Here is an 18,923-nt window from a genome sequence, read left to right as displayed (position 1 = left end):
CCGCGGTGCTTAGCCCTTGACCGAACCGATCAGCATGCCCTTGGCGAAGTGCTTCTGCAGGAAGGGGTAGAAGATCAGGATGGGCAGGGTGGCCACCACGATCACGGCAAACTTGATGCCTTGCTCGGGAGGGATATAAGAGGGATCCACGTTGCCGGTGCCCAGAAGGTCCGAGGCCGCCGTGACCTGGCGCAGGTACATCTGCAGGGTCCACATGTTGTTATCGCTGAGGTAGAGCAGCGGGGACATGAAATCGTTCCAGATCCCCACCGCGTAGAACAACGCGAACGTGGCAAGCACCGGTTTAGACAACGGCAGCAGGATCCGCCAGAGGATCCCGATCTCAGTGGCGCCGTCCATTTTGGCGGACTCTTCCAGCTCCTGCGGGAGTTCCTGGAAGAAGTTCTTGATGATGATCAGGCTGAACGGGTTGATGGCCGCAGGCAGGATCAAGGCCCAGTAGGAGTTCAGCAGGCCCAGGTCCTTGACCAGCAGGAACGTGGGGATCATGCCGCCGGAGAAGACCATGGCGAAGACCACCAGGGACATGATCAGCTTCCGGCCCCGCAGGTTCTTCTTCGCCAACGGGTAGGCCATGGTGACGGTCAGGATGAGCTGGATCAACGTGCCCACCAGCGTGACCAGCACCGTGGTGATCAGTGCCCTGGTGAAGGCGGGCGTGGAGAAAATGTACTCATAGGCGCCAAGGGTGAACTGCTCCGGCCAGACGAAGAACGCCCGCCGCGTGATCTCGGCTTCGTTGGCGAAGGAGCCTGCAATCACGTAGACAAACGGCAGCAGGGTGATGATGCCCACGAAGCTCAGGAAGACGTAGTTCGCGGCATCAAAGACCCGCCCGCCCCGGGTGTTGTGAATCTTCATTAGAACAGTCCGCTCTGGTTGAACCGCTTGGACAGCCAGTTGGTGCCAAAGATCAGCACGATTCCCACCAGGGACTTGAAGAGCCCGACGGCGGTGCTGTAGCTGTAGGCGCCTTGGGTAATGCCCACGAAGTACACGTAGGTATCGAAGACGTCTGCCACGCTGCGGTTGAGTGCGTTGGTCATGAGGTAGATCTGCTCGAAGCCGGTGTTGAGCATCTGCCCGATGGCCAGGATGAGCATCACGATGATGGTGGACCGGATACCGGGCAAGGTGATGTGCCAGACGCGACGGAACCTGCCGGCGCCGTCGATGATCGCTGCCTCGTACTGGTCCTGGTCAACGGTGGCCAGCGCGGCAAGGAAGATGATGGTGCCCCAGCCGGTGTTCTTCCAGATTTCCTGGAGCACGATCAACGGCCGGAACCAGTTGGGATCGGAGAGGATATCCACATTGGTGCCGAACAACCCGTTGACGAACTGGAACAGAGGTCCGATGTCCAGGGCGAAGAGCAGGAAACTCAACGACGCAACAATGGTCCAGGACAGGAAGTGCGGGATGTAGACGAGTGTCTGGACCGTGCGTTTGAGCACCGAAAGACGGACCTCGTTGAGCAGCAACGCCAGGATGATGGTGAGCGGGAACGCGATGCCCAGGTTCAGGAACGCCAGGATCAGCGTGTTGCCCAGCAACCGCGGGAAATCGGGGTTGGCAAAGAAGTCCGTGAAGTGGGTGACACCCACCCAGGGGCTGCCGTTGACGCCCAGGAACGGAACGTAGTCCTTGAAGGCGATGGACACGCCATACATGGGCCCGTACCGGAAAATCGCGAAGTACAGGACCCCGGGCAGCAACAGCAGGTACAGCCACTTGTAGTGTGCGAAGTGGACGGCAAACCCGCGCCGCCGCGCCGGGGCGGGCGGCTTGGTGGCCACCCGCTCCGAAGCTTTGGCTTCTACAACCGGGGCAGTCACTTCTTGTTTTCCCGCCAGAGCTTATTGATTTCTTCCTTGACCTTGTCACCGCCGCTGGTGTTCCACAGCTTGATGGCGTCCTTCAGGCCTTGCTCGTCGATCTGCCCTGCCAAGTACTTGATGCGGGCATCGGCCACGATGTTGTCCAACTGCGCGCCCTTGGCAACGTAGGTGGGAGAGACGAAGGCGGCTGCCGGGTTGTACACAGCGCTCTTGAGGTCCTCGGCCATGACGGAGACACGGTCATCGAAGATCTTTTGTTCGTACTCGGAGGCCTGCTTGACGGGGTAGAAGTTGTTGCCCGTGACGTTGGTGCCCAGTTGCGCGAAGCTCTTGATGTCCGTGTTGACCACCTTGCCCTCGGGGGTTTCGGGCTTGATGGTGGCTGCCAGTCCTTCTTCCACGGTGAAGTTCACGCCTTCGATCCCATTGTTCATCAGGATGGCGACTTCCTTGCTGTTCAGCTTGTCCAGGAAGCCCAGGACGTTCTTGAGGTCAGCCTCGGTCTTGACGCTGGACTTGGGAATGGCCAGGAAGCCGGAGTAGCCGTCGGTGGGGTGGGCGTGGAGCTCGCCGTCGGGTCCCTTGAGGCTGCCGACGAAGCCCACTTTGTTCTCGAAGTCGTTCGGATTGGCTTGCTTGAAGAGGTTGATCAGCACACTGACTCGGGAGTCGACGTCCACAATGATGCCGCCCTTGCCGTTGAAGAACGGCTCGTTCCACTTGGTGCCGTCGAACGTGGCGAAATCGGGGTTGATGAGTTTCTCGTCCACCATCTTCTTGATGAAGCGGTTGGCTTCGAGGAATTCATCGGTTTCGAAGCTGGGGACCAGTTTGCCGTCCCGCTCGGTCCAGCGGTTGCCGGCGCCGTACCAGGTCTCGATCAGGTCATAGGGGCTGTTGGTCCCCAGGGCGCCCCACTTGGGGATGGTGATGCCATAGGTATCGTTCTGGCCGTTGCCATCCGGGTCCTGCTCGGTGAACGCCTTGGCTACCTTGTAAAGGTCTTCGGTGGTTTCGGGTGCCTTCAGCCCCAGCTTGTCCATCCAGTCCTGGCGGAACATGACCGCGGCGCGGATCGGGTTGCGGCCACGGTATACGCCGTAGACCTTGCCGTTGACGCTGGCGTTCTGCTGGACCTCCGGGAAGGTGGTCTTCAGGTTCGGGTAGTCGTTCAGCTTGTCTGTGAGGTCCCAGAAGGCGCCCGCTTCGGCGTTCTTCACGAAGCCGGGCGTTTTGCCTTGGACCACCAGGACGTGCGGGATCTCAGAGGACGCCAAGGTGATGTTCATCTTGTCTTCGTAGGAGGCGTTGGGCGTCCAGGTGATGTTGACGTCCTTGCCCGTGAGTTCCTCGAGCTTCTTCTGCACCGCGCCATCAGCCGTGGGCGGCTGCGCTTCCAGGAACGGCGCCATGATCTTGACGGAGGAAAGGTCCGACGCCGGCGCTTCGCCACCACAGGCGGTCAGCGCCAAGGCTGCGGAAACTACGACGGCGGCGGCCAACGTGTGTTTTCTACGGATCATTTTCTTACCTGCTCCACTTCATCGGGGTTGGTGTCTTTCGACTCTTGCTTTGACGGCGCACCAGGAAACCTCTTGAGGCTCCATACATGCTGGCCACTCGCATCTTGATACGTTTCATTTGTGCTCGCGCCAGCGGCGCCGGGAACGAGCTCACTGCTTCCTTGGATATCAAGGGAACGGTGAAGGACAGGCGGCCCGCTCAAGGCGGGGCGGGAGCGGTTGAACTCAGGCAAGGCTGGCCTCCGTGCTGGGGGTGGGCGTGGACGCGGGACGGCCGGCGTTTGCTTCGCCGGCCAGGGGCGGGCCGGCAACCTGGGCCGACATCGCGTCGTCGTTCGCCGTAAAGAAGCGGTCGCAGAGCCAGCCCGTGACATACAGCCAGGCCCCTACACCGAAGAACGGGATCAGCCCCGGAACCGACCGGCAGACGAAGAAGGCGGCAGCGGTCACGAACAGCAGAATCACGGTTCCCGCCAGATGCCGCATGGCAAAGCGTGAGGACATCAGGAAGTACCCGGGAATGGACAGTTCATAGCGGGCGAACATGGGAAAGAGGTAGCAGACCGTTCCGGCGGCGAAGAGTGCAGCCATGAGGATTCCCGCGGACGCTATCTGCGAACCAAAGTCCCAGCCCGCCGAGAAATAGCCCCAGTTCAGGGTCAACGCAACACCCACCGCAAGCAGGGGCAGGCCCAGGGCATTGCCCTTGGCAAAGTTCCTGACGTACTCCCGGGCGAAGCGCCGCATTAAGGGCGTGGCATTTCCGCGCACTTTGTCGCGGACCAGGACGTGGGCCGCAGCAGTGCTGGGTCCGATCCCGAGGACGATGCCGCCGAGGAGCGTGAACACCATCCACAGCACGTTCAAGCAAGCAATCCACACGAGTGTGTCGAAGAGCGTATAAGCGCGGAAGCCGAATCCACCAGAGGCCATGCCGCTCCCCCTTTCTCCATCGTTGCAGAACAGGCCCGCATGGCTGCCATGACAGTTCTGCCGATGAGTTTCGGAACAACCGCGATGATGCGCCAGTTGGGGTCGGCCCTTGTGGGCCATGTCACTTAGTAAACGCTTTCCCGTCAACTTAGACGTTGGGAAAGGCGGGAGTCAAGAGCATTCTTGAATCGTTACATTCTCGCGAAACCCACGATACACTGGGCGGAACCGGAATTGGGAAAGCGCTTGCTAGGTATAGCCTGAACCTTCCGGACCACTTACGTGAATGACCCTGACGACGGCGTCAAAGCTTTCGTTGCAGCGCCAGCAGAGGAGAGCCATGGACACCCCTTCCATCGAGTCCATCACCAGTCCTGACCCGCGCCCTACTGCCCCGGCGCCCAGGACCGCACCTGCCAGAATCGCTCTGGTGGGAGTCCACGGCTTTGGAACACACCACCTCAACAACCTCAAGCGGCTGAGCACTCAAGGAGCGGTGGAACTGGTTGCCGTGGCGGATCCCCATCCCCCGGCCGCCGGAGCCTTGCCTGGGACCACCCATGTCCACGCCACCCTGGATGACCTGTTGGCCGGAAACCACCGCCCGGACGTCATCATTGTTGCCACGCCGATTCAGACCCACGCCCCGCTGGCTTTATCCGTCCTGGCCTCCCCCGCCCACCTCTACCTTGAAAAGCCCCCCGTGGCCTCCATGAAGGACTTCCTTCGACTCCAGGATGAGGCAGCCTCGGCCCGGCGCAGTGTCCAAATTGGTTTCCAGAGCCTTGGTTCCCATGCGCTGGCCGCTTTGGAACAGCTGGCCAACGGCGACGCCACGGAAGAACTTCCGGGCATCGGCACGCTCAAGGGCATCTCAGCTACCGGCCGCTGGGTCCGCGACCGCGCTTACTACAAGCGCTCACGCTGGGCCGGTAAGCGCAGCCTCGACGGCGTGGACGTGGTGGATGGCGTGGCAACCAACCCCTTGGCCCACGCGATCGCCACTGCCCTGCGTATCGCCGGAGCCCGTCAGGTAGATGACCTGGCCTTCGTGGACCCCGACCTCTACCGGGCCAACGATATTGAAGCGGACGATACTTCGGTGATCCGCATGCAGACCGTCAACGGATTGCCCATCACCTGCGCCCTCACACTGTGCGCCACGGAGTCGGTGGAACCCTATGTCACCCTTCACGGCACGGAGGGGACAGCCGTGTTCCACTACACCGAAGATCGCGTCACCGTGCGCACCGAAGCCGGCGAGACCAGCCATGTCTTTGGGCGGGACGATCTCACGGAGAATCTGCTCCAGCACCTCTCCGAAGGAGTCCCCCTGCTGAGCCCCTTGGATCACAGCGGAGCCTTCATGCGCGTCCTGGAAGCCATCCGGACAGCCGAGGCGCCGGCCCTGATTCCCACAGAATTCGTCACGTGGGTGGGATCCGGAGACCAAGCCCATGCCGTGATCCCCCGGATTGAAGACATTCTGGAACGCGCCACGCTGGCCCACGCCACCTTCTCCGAGCTGGGCCTCCCTTGGGCCCGGCCACAATCAGCCGAGGCACTATTCGCTGCCCGTCCGGGCCCTGAAACGCCAGGCGATGATGCTCCCGGCGCGGACACTCCTGCCGTTGTCCTCCGCAGCGGAGCCGGACTCGGTGCAGCGTTGTCTCCACGTCCTTATCTGCATCCGGTGACCACCCGGAGCGGCATTGTGGTCACGGACCATGTGGCGTCGGACCACGTCTGGCACCTCGGCGCAGGCTTCGCCTTGCAGGACGTCAACGGCAGCAACTTCTGGGGCGGCCGCAGCTACCGACGTTCCGCTGGAAAGTATGTTGACCTGGATGATCACGGCAGGATCGACATCGCAGGAATCACCCAGGGCTCGGAGCACTCCACCGCAGACCTCCAATGGCTGGGTGCCGATGGCGGATTGCTCCTTGAAGAACGACGCACTTTCCGCCGTTCGCTGCTCAACCAGCGCACGTGGCGACTGGACATCACCACTGAACTCACCGCCGTCGTGGATGCCTTGCTGGAAAGTCCCGGCTCCCACGGCGCAGCCGGCAGCGGGTACGGCGGTTTCTTCTGGCGGCTGCCTGTCAACACCTCTCCGCGCGTCTTCTCCTCCACAGCCGAAGGCGAACCCGCCGTACACGGCTCAGTGACGCCGTGGCTGGCTTGGACCGGAGAGTTCGACGGCGGCCCCGCAACGCTGGTTTTTGCCGCACCTTCCGAGTCGCCGGATCCATGGTTTGTGCGGTGCAGCGACTACCCGGCTGTCGGCTCGGCGTTGGCTTGGGATGCGCCGGTGGCGATGGCTGCAGGCGAGTCCCTCTCCCGTTCCGTGACCGTGTGGATCAGCGACGGGACACTGGACATCCCTGAGATCGAGGACCTGGTGGCGGCTCGATGAATTCCGCGGCCCCCGCATCTCCACTGCTCGCAACCAGCCTCACGGCGGAGGGGCTGGACCGGTGCATCATGGCCCCGGCGCAACCAAAATTCGGGTGGCTCCTCGACCCCGGTCCTTCCGCAAGTGCCGGGCAATGTTTCCAAGGCGCCTACCGCCTCCGCGTGCTGGATCAGGCCGGAACGGAACTATGGGATTCCGGCCCCGTTGTCACGGACCAGCAGCACCATGACTCCTCCACAGGCCCCGGACCTGGTCCCACCCTCAGCCCCGATACCGACTACCAGTGGACCGTCCAGCTCACTGATTCCACGGGCGCCGTGGGTGAACAGAGCGCCCCGGCAAGTTTCAGCACAGGGCTTTTCGCTTCGGCAGGACTGCCCGAGTCGACAACCAGCGGCTGGGACGCCGAGTGGATCCATCGGAACCCCGGAGGCCGTGCGCCTTTGGAACAAGTGGAGGGGCTGCTGCGAGTGAGCGGTTCGCCCCACCTTCCGTGGCCTGTGTCAGCCGGCGACAGCACGGTCATCACAGCCCGCTTGCGGTTGCGTCTTGGTGCTGCCGGGATCCTCCTGCGCAGTGATGGGCCCGGTACAGGGCTGCTCCTGGAGATCAAAGACAACGGTTCGGCTGTGCTTCGACCCGCTCCCCTTTGGGAAATCGGGGCCATGTCCGTTCCTCCCACCGAAGCGCTGGCCCAGACCCCGGCCTTTGAGGCAACCGCCGCATCCCGTGCCGGCGCTCTCCCCCACAACGGTTGGCAGAACCTGGTGGTCACCGATGACAGCCGGCGTATCACTGTCACCATTGACGGCACCACAGTCCTTGAGGCGGACGTTGCGCCCAGCACCGGAACAAGCACCGGCACGGGCATCGCGTTCCACCAAGCACCCCGCAGCCAAGCAGAATACTTGTCCTTGAGCGTCAGCCGTGACGGAAAGACCCTCCTCAGCAGCGACTTCACCGCCCCCGGTGCCATCAGCGGTTGGAACTCCAGCACCCCTCTCCGCCAGCCCGATGAGTGGACCCTCGCCAAGGCCACCTTCAGCCTCAGGCGCCCCGTCGTCCGGGCCCGCCTCTATGCTGCAGCCAGCCACCACGCTGCGTTCAGCCTCAACAGCAGCCCTTGCCTTGAGACCACCAATTTCGGATACCCGGGTGAGCACTTCTACAACGCCGCGGACGTCACGGACGCACTGCGTTCCAGCAACACCGCCGCTGTGACCGCCGTCGCGCATTGGTACGGACCTGGCCAGGGACGTGCGGCGGGCAGGCCGGGGCTGCTGGCCCAGTTGACGGTGGAGTACGACGACGGCACGCGGGACGTGTTCGGCTCCGGACCCGGGTGGTTGGTGGCCGAGGGGCCCTACCGGCAGAGCGGATACCGCAACGACGAGGGCGACCCCATCGAACACTTCGATGCCACGGCATGGCCGGCTCCGGAGGACTGGCACCCGGCGGTTTCGCTCGGAGCCCACCCCGTAGCCGACTTCCCCGTGCTGACCCCGAACTACGCCGGCGTCGCGCGAAACCATGCCCCCGTCGTCGAGCTTTTCACTGCCGACGACGGCACCCCGGTAGCGGACTTCGGCCGAGTGATTCCAGGGCGCCCCGTGGTGGAGTTCCGCCAAGGCCATCACGGGCGGACCGTGATGCTGCGCGCGGGGTACACCCTGCAACCGGATGGCCGCGTGGACAAGGGGAAAACCGCCAGTCAGAACACGGACATGGCGTTCCCCTACACGCAAAAGGATGGACCACAGCGCTACGCGGCGTCGGTGCATTTGGGGTTCCGCTACCTCGAATTTCCAGGCGTTCACCTCCAGGACCTCGGCAGTGTGGGGGCCACGATTATCCATGCCGAGCACCCCGCCGAGGGCAGCTTCCACAGCTCCGATGAGACCCTGAACCGGGTCTTCACCCTCCTCCGGGATTCTGCGTTGTTCGGCGTGCAGGAGCAGTTCGTGGACACGCCCACCCGGGAGAAAGGCCAGTTCCTGGGTGATGCGGTGAATATCTCGTACGCCACCATGGCGTTGTTCGGAGAACGGCACTTCACGGCCAAGGCGCTGCGCGAGTTCGCAGGATCTGCCAAGCGCTACTGGGATTCACCCGGGGAGCGTGGCCGTTACAACGCCGTCTACCCCAACGGCGACGGCAAGCGGGACATCCCGGATTTCTCGCTCATGATGCCCGAATGGGTGGAGGACTACCACCGGCTCAGCGGGGATACTGCGCTGGTCCAGGAACTGCTCCCCCGGCTAATGGACACGGCCGATTACGTGCTGCGGCACATTCCCGGCAGCGGCACTACGGCCGGGCTGGTCACGGACCTCGGCGGCGGCGCGGGTCCGTACCTGCACGGCATCGTGGACTGGCCGGCGCCGGGCCGTTTCGGGTACGACATGGACTGCGTGGCCCGCACCACCGTGAACGCCCAGGGCTGGTCAGTGCTCGACGCCGTCAGCCGGCTCTGCGGGGCTACGGGCCTTGCATCGGCGGCGGCACGCTACAGGGAAGCGGCGGATCAACTGGCGGAGCGCATCAACACCCTGCTGCGCGTGGACGGTGTGATGGTGGACGGCCTGTACGCCGACGGCCGGCCAAGCCTGAACGCATCACAACATGCAACCTCATTCCCCTTGTCACTGGGCATCACCCCTGCCGCTCACGCTGGCAAGGACGCCGAACGCATTGCCGGGATGGGAATGCGGCAGGGTCCCATGACGGCGCACCGGCTGCTCCGTGCTTTGCTTTCCCAGGGCCGGGTGGACAGCGTGCTGGATCTCCTGACGGATGCCACCCAGCCCGGCTGGGCACGCTTGCTGGAAGCCGGCGGATCCTTCACCTGGGAGGCCTGGGAACTCGAAGAGGGCACAGACTACAGCCAGTCCCACGCCTGGTCGGCCTCGGTTGTCCGGGAGATCCTTGAGTACCTCCTCGGTGTCCGGGTGACCGCTCCGGGAGCGTCCGGCGTCGTGATTCAACCGCCGGTGTGCCGGCTGGAACATGCTGCCGGGAGTGTACCTACCCAGCGTGGAGTGGTTGCCGTTTCCTGGCGACGGACGGCCGATCGCATGGAGGTGGACTGCACCATTCCTGCGGGCGTAGCTGCCCAAGTGGTGCTTCCGGACCGAACAGTAGCGGCAGGGCCTGGAACCTGGACGTTCGGCCCGCGAGACGGCAGTTAACACCCATGTTTCCAGGAAGCATTGGGTTTAAGTGCCGTCTCGCGGGACCGGACAAGGGCTAACCCAGCGCGCTCCTGGCTTCGTCCATGGCTTTCTTGGCGGCGTCTGCCGGTGACATCCGGTTGAAGTGCACCTCCAGGCCGTATCGCCCAAAAGCCTCGACGGCGGAGCTGGAACCTGCCGGCGGCACCGGGACGGCGTCTCCCAATTCGGAGGAGATCTCGTCGATGAACTTGGCCGTAACGGCGTCTTCCGGCGTCAGCTTGGGAAGGACAGCAGCACGGACCTCCGAATTACCCGGGATACCGCGGTCCGCGAGGGCTATTTCTCCGGCCTCCACATTGTTGGCCAGGAAGTCGATGAGTTTCTGGGCTTCGGCCGGGTGCTTGGTGCGGGAGCTGGCGGACCAGAACTGTGAGGACTTGTAGAACTGCTTGGCACTGGCCGCGCTGCCGTCCGTGCTCGGCGGCCGGTGGATCTCCAGCGGCTGGCCCGAGGCCTTGGTGAGGGCGCTTAGCTGGTTGGACCAATACCAGGCGAGCCCGAACCTGTTGGTGGCCAAGCCCTGCTGGTCCACCGAGGCGGTGGCGTCCTCGGTCATCACCGAGGCGGGCGGCACAGCCTTGGAATCGCGGAGTTCGGCCTGGTATTCGTACCACCCGGTCAAGTCCGCCTCGTCAAAGCCGAACTTGCCATCCGAAGTGAACAGCGACTTGCCGTGTTGGCGGAACCAGAGATTCATGGGGGCGTCGCCGCTGACAGCTCCGGAGCCGTACACCCCACTTTTGCTGCCCTCGGTGATGGCGGCCGCAGTTTTGTTGTATTCGTCCCAGGTCCACGTTTTGTCATCGGGCAAGGTCACACCGCTTGCCGTCAGGAGTGAGGGGTTGGCCAGGACCACTTGGGCGTTGACCCCTGCCGTGACTGCATACTGTTTTCCATCAACTTTGCCTGCATCTGCCACGGCGGAATCGAACTTGCCGAGGTCTACGTCCTTGAGCTCCAGGAGGGCGCCGCGTTCTGCATATTCGCCCAGGTAGGCGGCATCCATTTGAATGATGTCCGGAGCGTCCTGGGAGGCCACCTGGGTGGCCAGCTTGTCCCAGTACCCGGACCAATCGCCGTATTCGCCTTTGACTTTGATGGTGGGGTTCTCTGCTTCGAAAGCATCGATGAGTTTTTGGGTCATTTTGTGGCGGACATCCGAACCCCACCAGCTGAAGCGCAGGGTGACTGTTCCATCGGAGGCGGCCTGCGGCGAGCTGCCGCATCCGGTCATGGTGATGGCTACAACGGCCGCGGCGGCTGCAGCTTTGAGCGCGAACTTCTTTGTTGCACGAATCGACATCTGGGGTCCTTGTCTGGGCAGGGTGAGCTCTTGCAGATGCACGTCGGAGAAAACGCTTTCTCAGCCTAGGTGTGCTCTACATCACCAGTCAAGGGAGTTTTTGTTTGTTTGAGCTATCACTTATAACAAAAGCGCTCAGGCCACGGTGCGGGCACGCCGCACCGAATACCGCCACAGCAGGAACCCAATCACAGCTGCCGACGCCATGCCGAGCGCACCGGTAACCACCAGTCCTGCCCTGACGCCAAAGTCCTCCGTCAGCCATCCCGCCAACAAACCACCCAGCGCGTGGCCACCCAAGAGCAACGGGAAGTACAGGGCCAGCACCCTGCCCCGAACACTTGCCCCGGCTTCCAACTGAACGGCCGTGGCTGCGCTGGTCAGGAACAGCAACGTCATGAAGCCCACCACAATGAGCATCACCACGAACCACTCCTGCGTGGGCATCAAGGCTGCCAGCAGTTGCGTCAGCCCGAAGAGCCCGGCGCTGGCCACGATGCCCTTCCGACCGAACCGCTTGATCCGGGTTGCCACCAATGCGCCCACCAGCGCGCCCAAAGCGCTGACAGTATTGAACAGGCCGAAACCGGCGGGACCACTGTGCCAGACCCTGTCCGCGAAGGCAGCCAGGACAACCGGGCCGTTCATGCCGAAAGCGCCCAGCAAACCAGCCAGCAGCATGGTCAACAGCAGGGGTGGCCGCTCGCGGACAAAGCGGAACCCGGCAAGGATCTGGCCACGCCGCGGTTCCTTCCCACGGACCTCGGGCGATTGGTGCAGCTCACCTGGCCTGATGGAGACGATCATGACCATCACTGCTGCGCCAATGCCGGCGTTGGCCGCGAACGCAGCTGCAGGACCGGCCTGGGCAATGACCACCCCGGCAAGCGCGGGACCGGCCATGGCACCGAGCTGGGCCACCGCACTGTTCAACCCGATGGCGGCAGGAAGTCCGGAATCGCCCACCACCTCATTGACGAACACTTGCCGGGCAGGGCCGTCAATGGCGCTGGTGATGCCCAGGGCAATGCAGGAGGCGTAGACAACCCAGACGTCGGTGCCGCCCATGGCGTTCCACACCGCCAGTCCGGCGGCCAACAGGGCGGCAACGGATTGGCAGGCCAGGAGAATCCGACGCTTGGGGAAAAGATCCACCAACACACCGCTGAGGGGGCCAACCACCAGCATGGGCAGGAATTGGAGGGCGACGGCAAGGCCCACAGCGGCCGGGCTTCCCGTGAGCTGGAGAACCAGCCAGTCCTGCGCCAGCCGTTGCATCCACACCCCGCCGCTTCCCACCAGGGACAGGGCCACGAAGATCCGGTAATTGTGGTGCCGCAGCGGATAGTGCCAGGTTTCAGTGGAGCCGTCACGTGGGGCGGGTTTGGTGGATTTAGCGGATTGGGGGCGCAGGGGGAACGGGCGCGGCGACACGGAGTGGACTGCTCGATTCAGCGGGTTGGGTCGGTTTCTTATGGAGTTTTTGTACAGCTAATGCCCTTAAGGAGGCTCCTAAAGGGCATTAGCTGTACAAAAACTCAACGGTGGGAGCGGATCTTGATGGCAGCCGCCGCCAGGACCAGGGTCCCGGGAACGATCACGAACAGTGCCTGCAGCATCCACACGAAGACCACCGTCATGAAGAGTGCCGCGAGCAGCAGCAAGGAACCCGTCCAATCGCGCACAGAATCGGCTTTGGCTTGCGAATAGGCTGCGGCCCAACGTTCGGGGCCTGGTACGTCGGCAGGCTGGAGGCCGGCATCGCCGTCCCAGGTGACGCTGCCGCTCCAGTTGGCGGCGGTGCGGAGCAGGAGGATGGCCCCGGCTGCGGCCAGGATCAGTGTGGCCGGCAGGATCATGGCGCGCCCGGGCAGTTGACCCACCAGGGCGAGCAAGAGGTTCAGGACAATCACGACGGCGGCTACCGTCGTCGTGATTCCCAGCTTCCAACTGCCGGGAAGCGCACGACGGAAATTGCCCCACAAGCTGCGGAGGGAATCATCCCGTCCGCTGAGGTGCCTTTCCAAGTGCGCGACGCCGGCCGCATAGGCAGCCGGCGCCGTCACCGAGGGGACGGAGAGGAGGAGCACGATGACCCCCGCCAGGATGGTCTCAGCGAAGAGGGCGAAGCGGTTGACCGGGATGCCGGGCTTCGGCGACGACTTGCCTGCGGCGTTCATTGTGCTCATTCTCTTTGTCCTTAGCCCTTGAGGCCCTGCGTCGAAACGCCTTCGACGATGTAGCGCTGGAAGACCAGGAAGAAGACCAGTACGGGCAGGAGGGCCAGGACGGACATGGCGATCATGGCTCCGTAGTCCGAGCTCTGGGTCTGGTCCACGAAGAGCCGCAACGCCAAGGGAAGCGGGTACTTTTCCGGGGTGTTCAGGTACAGCAGCGGGCCCAGGAAGTCGTTCCAGCTCCAGATGAAGGAGAAGATCGACGTGGAGATCAGGGCAGGCTTCATCAGGGGGAGCATGATGGATCCAAAGATCCTCACGTGCCCGGCGCCATCGATGCGGGCCGCCTCATCCAGTTCAGCCGGGAGGCCGCGCATGAACTGGACCATGAGGAAGACGAAGAACGCATCGGCGGCGAGGAACTTGCCGATCAACAGCGGGACGTAGGTGTCCACCAGGCCAAGCTGCTGGAACACGATGTACTGCGGGATGATCACCACGTGGAAAGGCAGGAGCAAGGTGGCGATCATCATGCCGAAGAACAACCCACGTCCGGGGAAGTTGATCCGGGCGAAGGCATACGCGGAGATGGATGCCGAGAGGACGGTTCCCACCACTGCTCCGACGGCCAGGATCAGTGAGTTGGTGAAGAACGTCAGGGTGGAGACCCCGCCGATGCCTTCCATGGCCGTGATGAAGTTATCGAAACTGAAGTTGGCGGACAACAGTGCGTTGTTGGCACCGCCGATCTCGGAGTTCGGCTTGAACGATGCCGAGATCATCCACAGCGCCGGGTAGAGGACCATCGCCACCAGTGCCAGGGCAACGACGTGGAAGATGGTGCTCTTGATCCGCTTGACCGCGGTTGACTCGGACTTGGGGTTATAGACCTGCGCCGCTGGGGGTTTGGTGGGAGCGGGCTGGGTGGGGGTTGCCATGGTTGTCATTTCGAATCACCGCTGTAGTGGACCCAGGACTTGGAGGTCTTGAAGAAGATCAGCGTGATGATGCCGACCACGATCACCAGGAGCCAGGCCATCGCCGAGGCGTAGCCCATCCGGAAATCGGAGAAACCGCGCAAGTACAGGTAAAGGGTGTAGAAGAGGGTGGAGCCGGCCGGGCCGCCTTCACCGTTGGAGATGATGTAGGCCGAAGCGAAGATCTGGAACGCGTGGATGGTTTCCATCAGCAGGTTGAAGAAGATCACCGGGGAGAGCATGGGCCAGGTGATGTTCATGAACTTCCGGACCGGGCCGGCACCGTCCATCGAGGCTGCCTCGTAGAGGTCCACCGGGATCTGCTTGAGGCCGGCCAGGAAGATCACCATCGGGGCACCGAACTGCCAGACGGTCAGCAGGATCATCATGCCCATGGTCATGTTGGGGTTACCCACCCAACCGCCCAGGTTGATCCCGAAGAAGGACAGGCCCTGGTCTACGGGACCGGAATCGCCGAACATGGCCTTCCATACGATGGCGATGGACACCGAAGCGCCGATCAGTGACGGGGCGTAGAACGCGGACCGGTAGAAGCCCTGGCCCTTGCGCTTGCTGTTGAGCAACATCGCGATCGCCAACGCCGCCGCCAGCTTCAGCGGGGTACCAAAGACCACGTACTGCATGGTCACGCCCACGGACTGCAGGAACCGCTCGTCCTGGAAGAGGGACGTGTAGTTGTCCAGGCCAATCCACTTGGGGGCATCGAACAGGTTGTAGTTGGTGAAGGAAAGGTACAGCGAAGAGATCATCGGCCCAACGGTCAGGGCGATGAATCCCAGCAGCCACGGCAGCAGGAAGGTGTATCCGGCGCGGGTGTCCGCCCCCCGCCGCCGCGATTTACGCGGCTGCGAGGGAGCGGAGGCGGCGCGCCTGCTCAAGGTTGGGCTTTGCGTCACGAGAATAGTCCGTCAGTCATGAAAGCCTGAATCAGGCGTTCTGCTTGATAAGGTCTTCGGCTTCCTTGAACCACGCATCAGCGGCGCCGTCCACGGTGAGCTTGCCGTAGTTCAGGTCCTGGGCAACGCGCTTGAACGTTGATTCCAGTGTGCCGAAGCCAACAATGGGCGGCTCCGGTGCATCCTTGAGGTATTTCTCAATGGACTTCTCGTAGTCCACCACCAGTTTGTCGGTGCCTTCGAAGGTGGTTCCGTCACGCTGGGTCTTCGACGCCGGGACCCCGCGGGAGGTCTTGAAGATCTGGCCCACCTCGGGATCGTTGACCATGAAGTCGATGAACCGCGCTGCAGCGTCCTTGTTCTTGGTCTTGGCGCTGGCCACCATCAGCATGGAGGGCTTGAGGAACAGGCCCAGGTTGTCCGGATCGTCGGAGGGGACGGGAACCAGCTTGAGGTCCTTGGCGCCGCTGTCCGCGAGGTAGCCGGCCATGAAGTTATCCCACGTGACCTCGGTTGCAGTGACGTTGGAACCGAACGGGGACTTGGGCAGCAACTGCGTTACCTTGTCCTCGCCCACAATGGCTCCGGTGCCGCGCAGCTCCGAGGTCATGTTCAGCCACTTCTTCAGGTCATCCTTGGTGAAGCCCAGCTTTCCGTCCTCGGTAAAGGCCTGGATGTTGTTCTGGCGCAGCCAGATGTTGAACATCCACCACACTCCGGTGTAGTCGGTGCTGCCGAACAACGTGCCGTTGCCCTTCTGGCCCACCTCGGTAAGGAAGGCGTTGAATTCCTTATAGTTCCAGGAGCCATCCGGCTCGGCGATGCCCAGGGAGGCGAGCTTGGCGGGATCGTAGTAGACCGCGAAAGCGTTGGTGCTGGTGGGAATGCCGTAGGTCTTGCCCCGGATCTGGCCCGAGGGAAGAAGCGACTTTTCGAATGCGTCCGTATTGATCTTCACGGTGCCCAGGTCAAGGAGCTGGTTGCGCTGGCCGTAGTCGCGCAGGTAGGACAGGTCCCACTGCATGACGTCCGGAAGTCCGCCACCGGCAGCTTCGGTAGCGCGCTTCTGCCAGTACCCGGCGAAATCCGAGAAGTTGCCGTTGACCTTGATGTCCGGGTTCTTGGATTCAAACAGGGCAATGGCCTTGCGGGTACGTTCTGCACGGTCGTCGTTGCCCCACCAGGTGTAGGTGATGGTGACGGGGTTGTCCGCGGAGCCGGTTTGGGCCGGGGAAGAGGACTGGCCACAGGCAGCCAGGAACGCGGCAGATGCGGTGCCGAGTGCCACTGTTCCGAGGAATTTCCTTCTATCAATCATGAGAGCCTCCTTGCTCAGTTGGTGCAAGCTTCCGAGGTCTCTACAACGTGGCAGTGATCTCGCTTACACTCGTTCTGAATCGATACAATATCCCTAATTGTGAATCTGGGCAAGCGTTTTCCAAGGAAGCTGCTTCCCGCCTGTTTCACGGCTAGGCTGCTTGCATGGCCTCCGACCCCAGCCGAGACTGAACCCGCCACCACGACGAAGGAGTCCCTTTGACCTTCCCCGAAAACACCAGCAGGCCTCCTGTCTGGAACGCCATCGACGGCCTCGCTTACGGCGGGGACTACAACCCCGAGCAGTGGCCTGAAGACATCCGCGTCGAAGACATCGAGCTGATGAAGGAGGCCGGCGTGAACTTCCTGAGCGTCGCCATCTTCTCCTGGGGCCTCCTCGAGCCCACCGAAGGCACCTATGATTTCGGCTGGCTGGACGATGTTTTGGACAACCTCCATGGAGCCGGGATCAAGGTGGCACTAGCCACGGCCACCGCTTCTCCCCCGGCCTGGCTAGCCCGCAAACACCCCGAAATCCTGCCCGTCACCGCGGAAGGAGTGCGGCTGGAGCGGGGCTCCCGACGCCACTACACGCCGTCGTCGGCTGTCTACCGCAGGTACGCCACCACCATGACGCGTGTGATCGCCGAACGCTATAAAGACCACCCCGCCTTGGCGCTGTGGCATGTGGACAACGAGCTTGGCTGCCATGTTGGTGAGTTTTACGGCGAGGAAGATGCTGCCGCTTTCCGCGCCTGGCTGGAACGCCGCTACGGCACCATCGAGGCCCTCAACGACGCCTGGGGAACAGCGTTCTGGTCCCAGCACTACGCTTCATTCGCTGAAATCATCCCGCCGGGAGCGGCTCCCACCACACTCAACCCGGGCCAGCAACTGGACTTTGCCCGGTTCAACTCGTGGGTGTTCATGGACTACTACCGCGAACTGCTGGCGGTGATCCGCGAGGTCACCCCCAATGTTCCGGCGACCACCAACTTCATGGTCTCCAGTGCCACCAAGGCCCTGGACTACTTCGATTGGTCCAAGGACATGGACGTGATCGCCAACGATCACTACCTCGTGGCCGCAGACCCGGAGCGCGAAATTGAACTCGCCTTCAGCGCCGACCTAACCCGCGGCATAGCGGGAGGCCAGCCATGGATCCTCATGGAACACTCCACCTCGGCGGTCAACTGGCAACCCCACAACCAGCCCAAGATGCCCGGCGAAATGCTCCGGAACTCCCTGGCCCACGTTGCCCGCGGCGCCGATGCCGTGATGTTCTTCCAGTGGCGGCAAAGCAAGGCGGGCTCGGAGAAGTTCCACTCGGCGATGGTTCCCCACGGCGGCCGCGACACGCAGGTGTGGCGCAACGTGGTGGACCTGGGCGAGGCGTTGTCCAAACTGGAACCCGTCAAAGGATCCCGCGTGGAATCCAGGGTTGCCGTGGTCTTCGACTACGAAGCCTGGTGGGCCTCGGAGCTGGACTCACACCCCAACAATTCGTTGAAATACCTCGACACCATGCGCGCCTTCCACCGCGCCCTGTACCTGCGCGGAATCACTGCGGATTTTATTCACCCCACCGGCGATCTCTCCGGTTACGACCTGATCCTGGCGTGCACCTTGTACTCCGTCACGGACACCGCGGCTGCCTCCATCGCGGCGGCAGCGGAAGCCGGGGCCACAGTCCTCATCACCTATTTCAGTGGCATCGTCGACGAGCGGGACCATGTCCGGCTGGGCGGCTACCCGGGTGCTTTCCGGGACTTGCTGGGGATCCGAAGCGAGGAATTCCACCCCCTGTTTCCGGGAACCTCGGTCACGTTGAGTGATGGGACGGTGGGCACCGTGTGGAGCGAGCACGTCCGCGCTGAAGAAGGTACGGAGGTTCTTGCGACCTTCACCGACTACCCGCTCGACGGCGTTCCGGCCCTGACGCGCCGATCCGTCGGCAACGGTTCGGCCTGGTATTTGGCCACGCTTCCGGACGCGGCCGGCATCGACGCCCTGACCGCCCGGCTCGTGGCGGAAGCAGGGGTAAGTGCCGTCACCGAGGCGGCTGCCGGCGTCGAACTTTCCCGCAGGCGCGCCGACGACGGCCGCACGTTCCTGTTCGCCATCAACCACAGCCGTGAGGATGCCCCGGTCAAGGCCGACGGCGACGAACTGCTGAGCGGTGCGCGCTTCACTGGCGTTGTTCCCGCCGGAGCCGTGGCCGTCATCGCCGAAGACTGACCCGCACACAAAAAACCGCGCCCCGGT

The 18,923-nt window shown here is 62.9% G+C and carries 13 protein-coding genes; 3 read left to right on the top strand and 10 right to left on the bottom strand.

The features are described 5' to 3' along the window. Window positions 1-9: 9 nt before the first annotated feature. From M1D51_RS04605 to M1D51_RS04590, 4 genes are all read right to left on the bottom strand, one after another. Window positions 10-882, bottom strand: coding sequence for a carbohydrate ABC transporter permease (locus M1D51_RS04605; RefSeq protein ID WP_458108704.1), 873 nt, complete (start codon window positions 880-882; stop codon window positions 10-12). Beyond that, window positions 882-1,856: an ABC transporter permease gene (locus M1D51_RS04600; protein WP_172325939.1), complete on the bottom strand. Its 975-nt coding sequence runs from the start codon at window positions 1,854-1,856 to the stop codon at window positions 882-884. Before M1D51_RS04600 ends, M1D51_RS04605 begins: the two co-directional genes overlap by 1 nt. Beyond that, window positions 1,853-3,382, bottom strand: a complete 1,530-nt coding sequence (locus M1D51_RS04595; protein ID WP_458108703.1) for an extracellular solute-binding protein — start codon at window positions 3,380-3,382, stop codon at window positions 1,853-1,855. Before M1D51_RS04595 ends, M1D51_RS04600 begins: the two co-directional genes overlap by 4 nt. Before the next feature lie 225 nt (window positions 3,383-3,607). Further along, window positions 3,608-4,315: a YesL family protein gene (locus M1D51_RS04590; RefSeq protein WP_458108702.1), complete on the bottom strand. Its 708-nt coding sequence runs from the start codon at window positions 4,313-4,315 to the stop codon at window positions 3,608-3,610. 340 nt (window positions 4,316-4,655) lie between these two features. Here M1D51_RS04590 and M1D51_RS04585 point away from each other — a divergent pair, with 340 nt between their 5' ends. After that, window positions 4,656-6,734, top strand: a complete 2,079-nt coding sequence (locus M1D51_RS04585; RefSeq protein ID WP_458108701.1) for a DUF6807 family protein — start codon at window positions 4,656-4,658, stop codon at window positions 6,732-6,734. Next, a complete protein-coding gene (locus tag M1D51_RS04580; RefSeq protein WP_458108700.1) occupies window positions 6,731-9,922 on the top strand; it encodes a family 78 glycoside hydrolase catalytic domain in 3,192 nt (1,063 codons plus the stop codon). Before M1D51_RS04585 ends, M1D51_RS04580 begins: the two co-directional genes overlap by 4 nt. 58 nt (window positions 9,923-9,980) lie before the next feature. Here M1D51_RS04580 and M1D51_RS04575 read toward each other — a convergent pair whose 3' ends face one another. From M1D51_RS04575 to M1D51_RS04550, 6 genes are all read right to left on the bottom strand, one after another. Further along, on the bottom strand, window positions 9,981-11,270 hold the full coding sequence (locus M1D51_RS04575; RefSeq protein ID WP_172323647.1) for an ABC transporter substrate-binding protein: 1,290 nt from the start codon (window positions 11,268-11,270) through the stop codon (window positions 9,981-9,983). Between the two features lie 135 nt (window positions 11,271-11,405). Further along, window positions 11,406-12,704, bottom strand: a complete 1,299-nt coding sequence (locus tag M1D51_RS04570) for an MFS transporter (RefSeq protein ID WP_458108699.1) — start codon at window positions 12,702-12,704, stop codon at window positions 11,406-11,408. Window positions 12,705-12,808: 104 nt separating this feature from the next. After that, the gene (locus M1D51_RS04565; protein ID WP_458109544.1) at window positions 12,809-13,450 is read right to left on the bottom strand and encodes a Poxvirus protein I5; all 642 of its coding nucleotides are present in this window, start codon (window positions 13,448-13,450) and stop codon (window positions 12,809-12,811) included. Between the two features lie 20 nt (window positions 13,451-13,470). Then, complete coding sequence (locus M1D51_RS04560; protein WP_172323645.1) at window positions 13,471-14,394, bottom strand: carbohydrate ABC transporter permease; 924 nt, start codon at window positions 14,392-14,394, stop codon at window positions 13,471-13,473. Further along, window positions 14,391-15,341: a carbohydrate ABC transporter permease gene (locus M1D51_RS04555; RefSeq protein ID WP_172323644.1), complete on the bottom strand. Its 951-nt coding sequence runs from the start codon at window positions 15,339-15,341 to the stop codon at window positions 14,391-14,393. Before M1D51_RS04555 ends, M1D51_RS04560 begins: the two co-directional genes overlap by 4 nt. 31 nt (window positions 15,342-15,372) lie before the next feature. Then, window positions 15,373-16,659 (bottom strand): ABC transporter substrate-binding protein, encoded by a 1,287-nt coding sequence (locus M1D51_RS04550; protein ID WP_172323643.1) that lies wholly within the window; start codon window positions 16,657-16,659, stop codon window positions 15,373-15,375. 218 nt (window positions 16,660-16,877) lie between these two features. On the opposite strand from M1D51_RS04550, the gene M1D51_RS04545 reads away from it, so the two are divergent. After that, the gene (locus M1D51_RS04545) at window positions 16,878-18,896 is read left to right on the top strand and encodes a beta-galactosidase (protein WP_458108698.1); all 2,019 of its coding nucleotides are present in this window, start codon (window positions 16,878-16,880) and stop codon (window positions 18,894-18,896) included. The last annotated feature ends 27 nt before the right edge of the window (window positions 18,897-18,923 follow it).

The organism is Arthrobacter sp. R3-55 (assembly GCF_054161505.1).
Note: the sequence above shows the minus strand (reverse complement) of the source record. Positions and strands in the feature narration are given on the sequence as shown.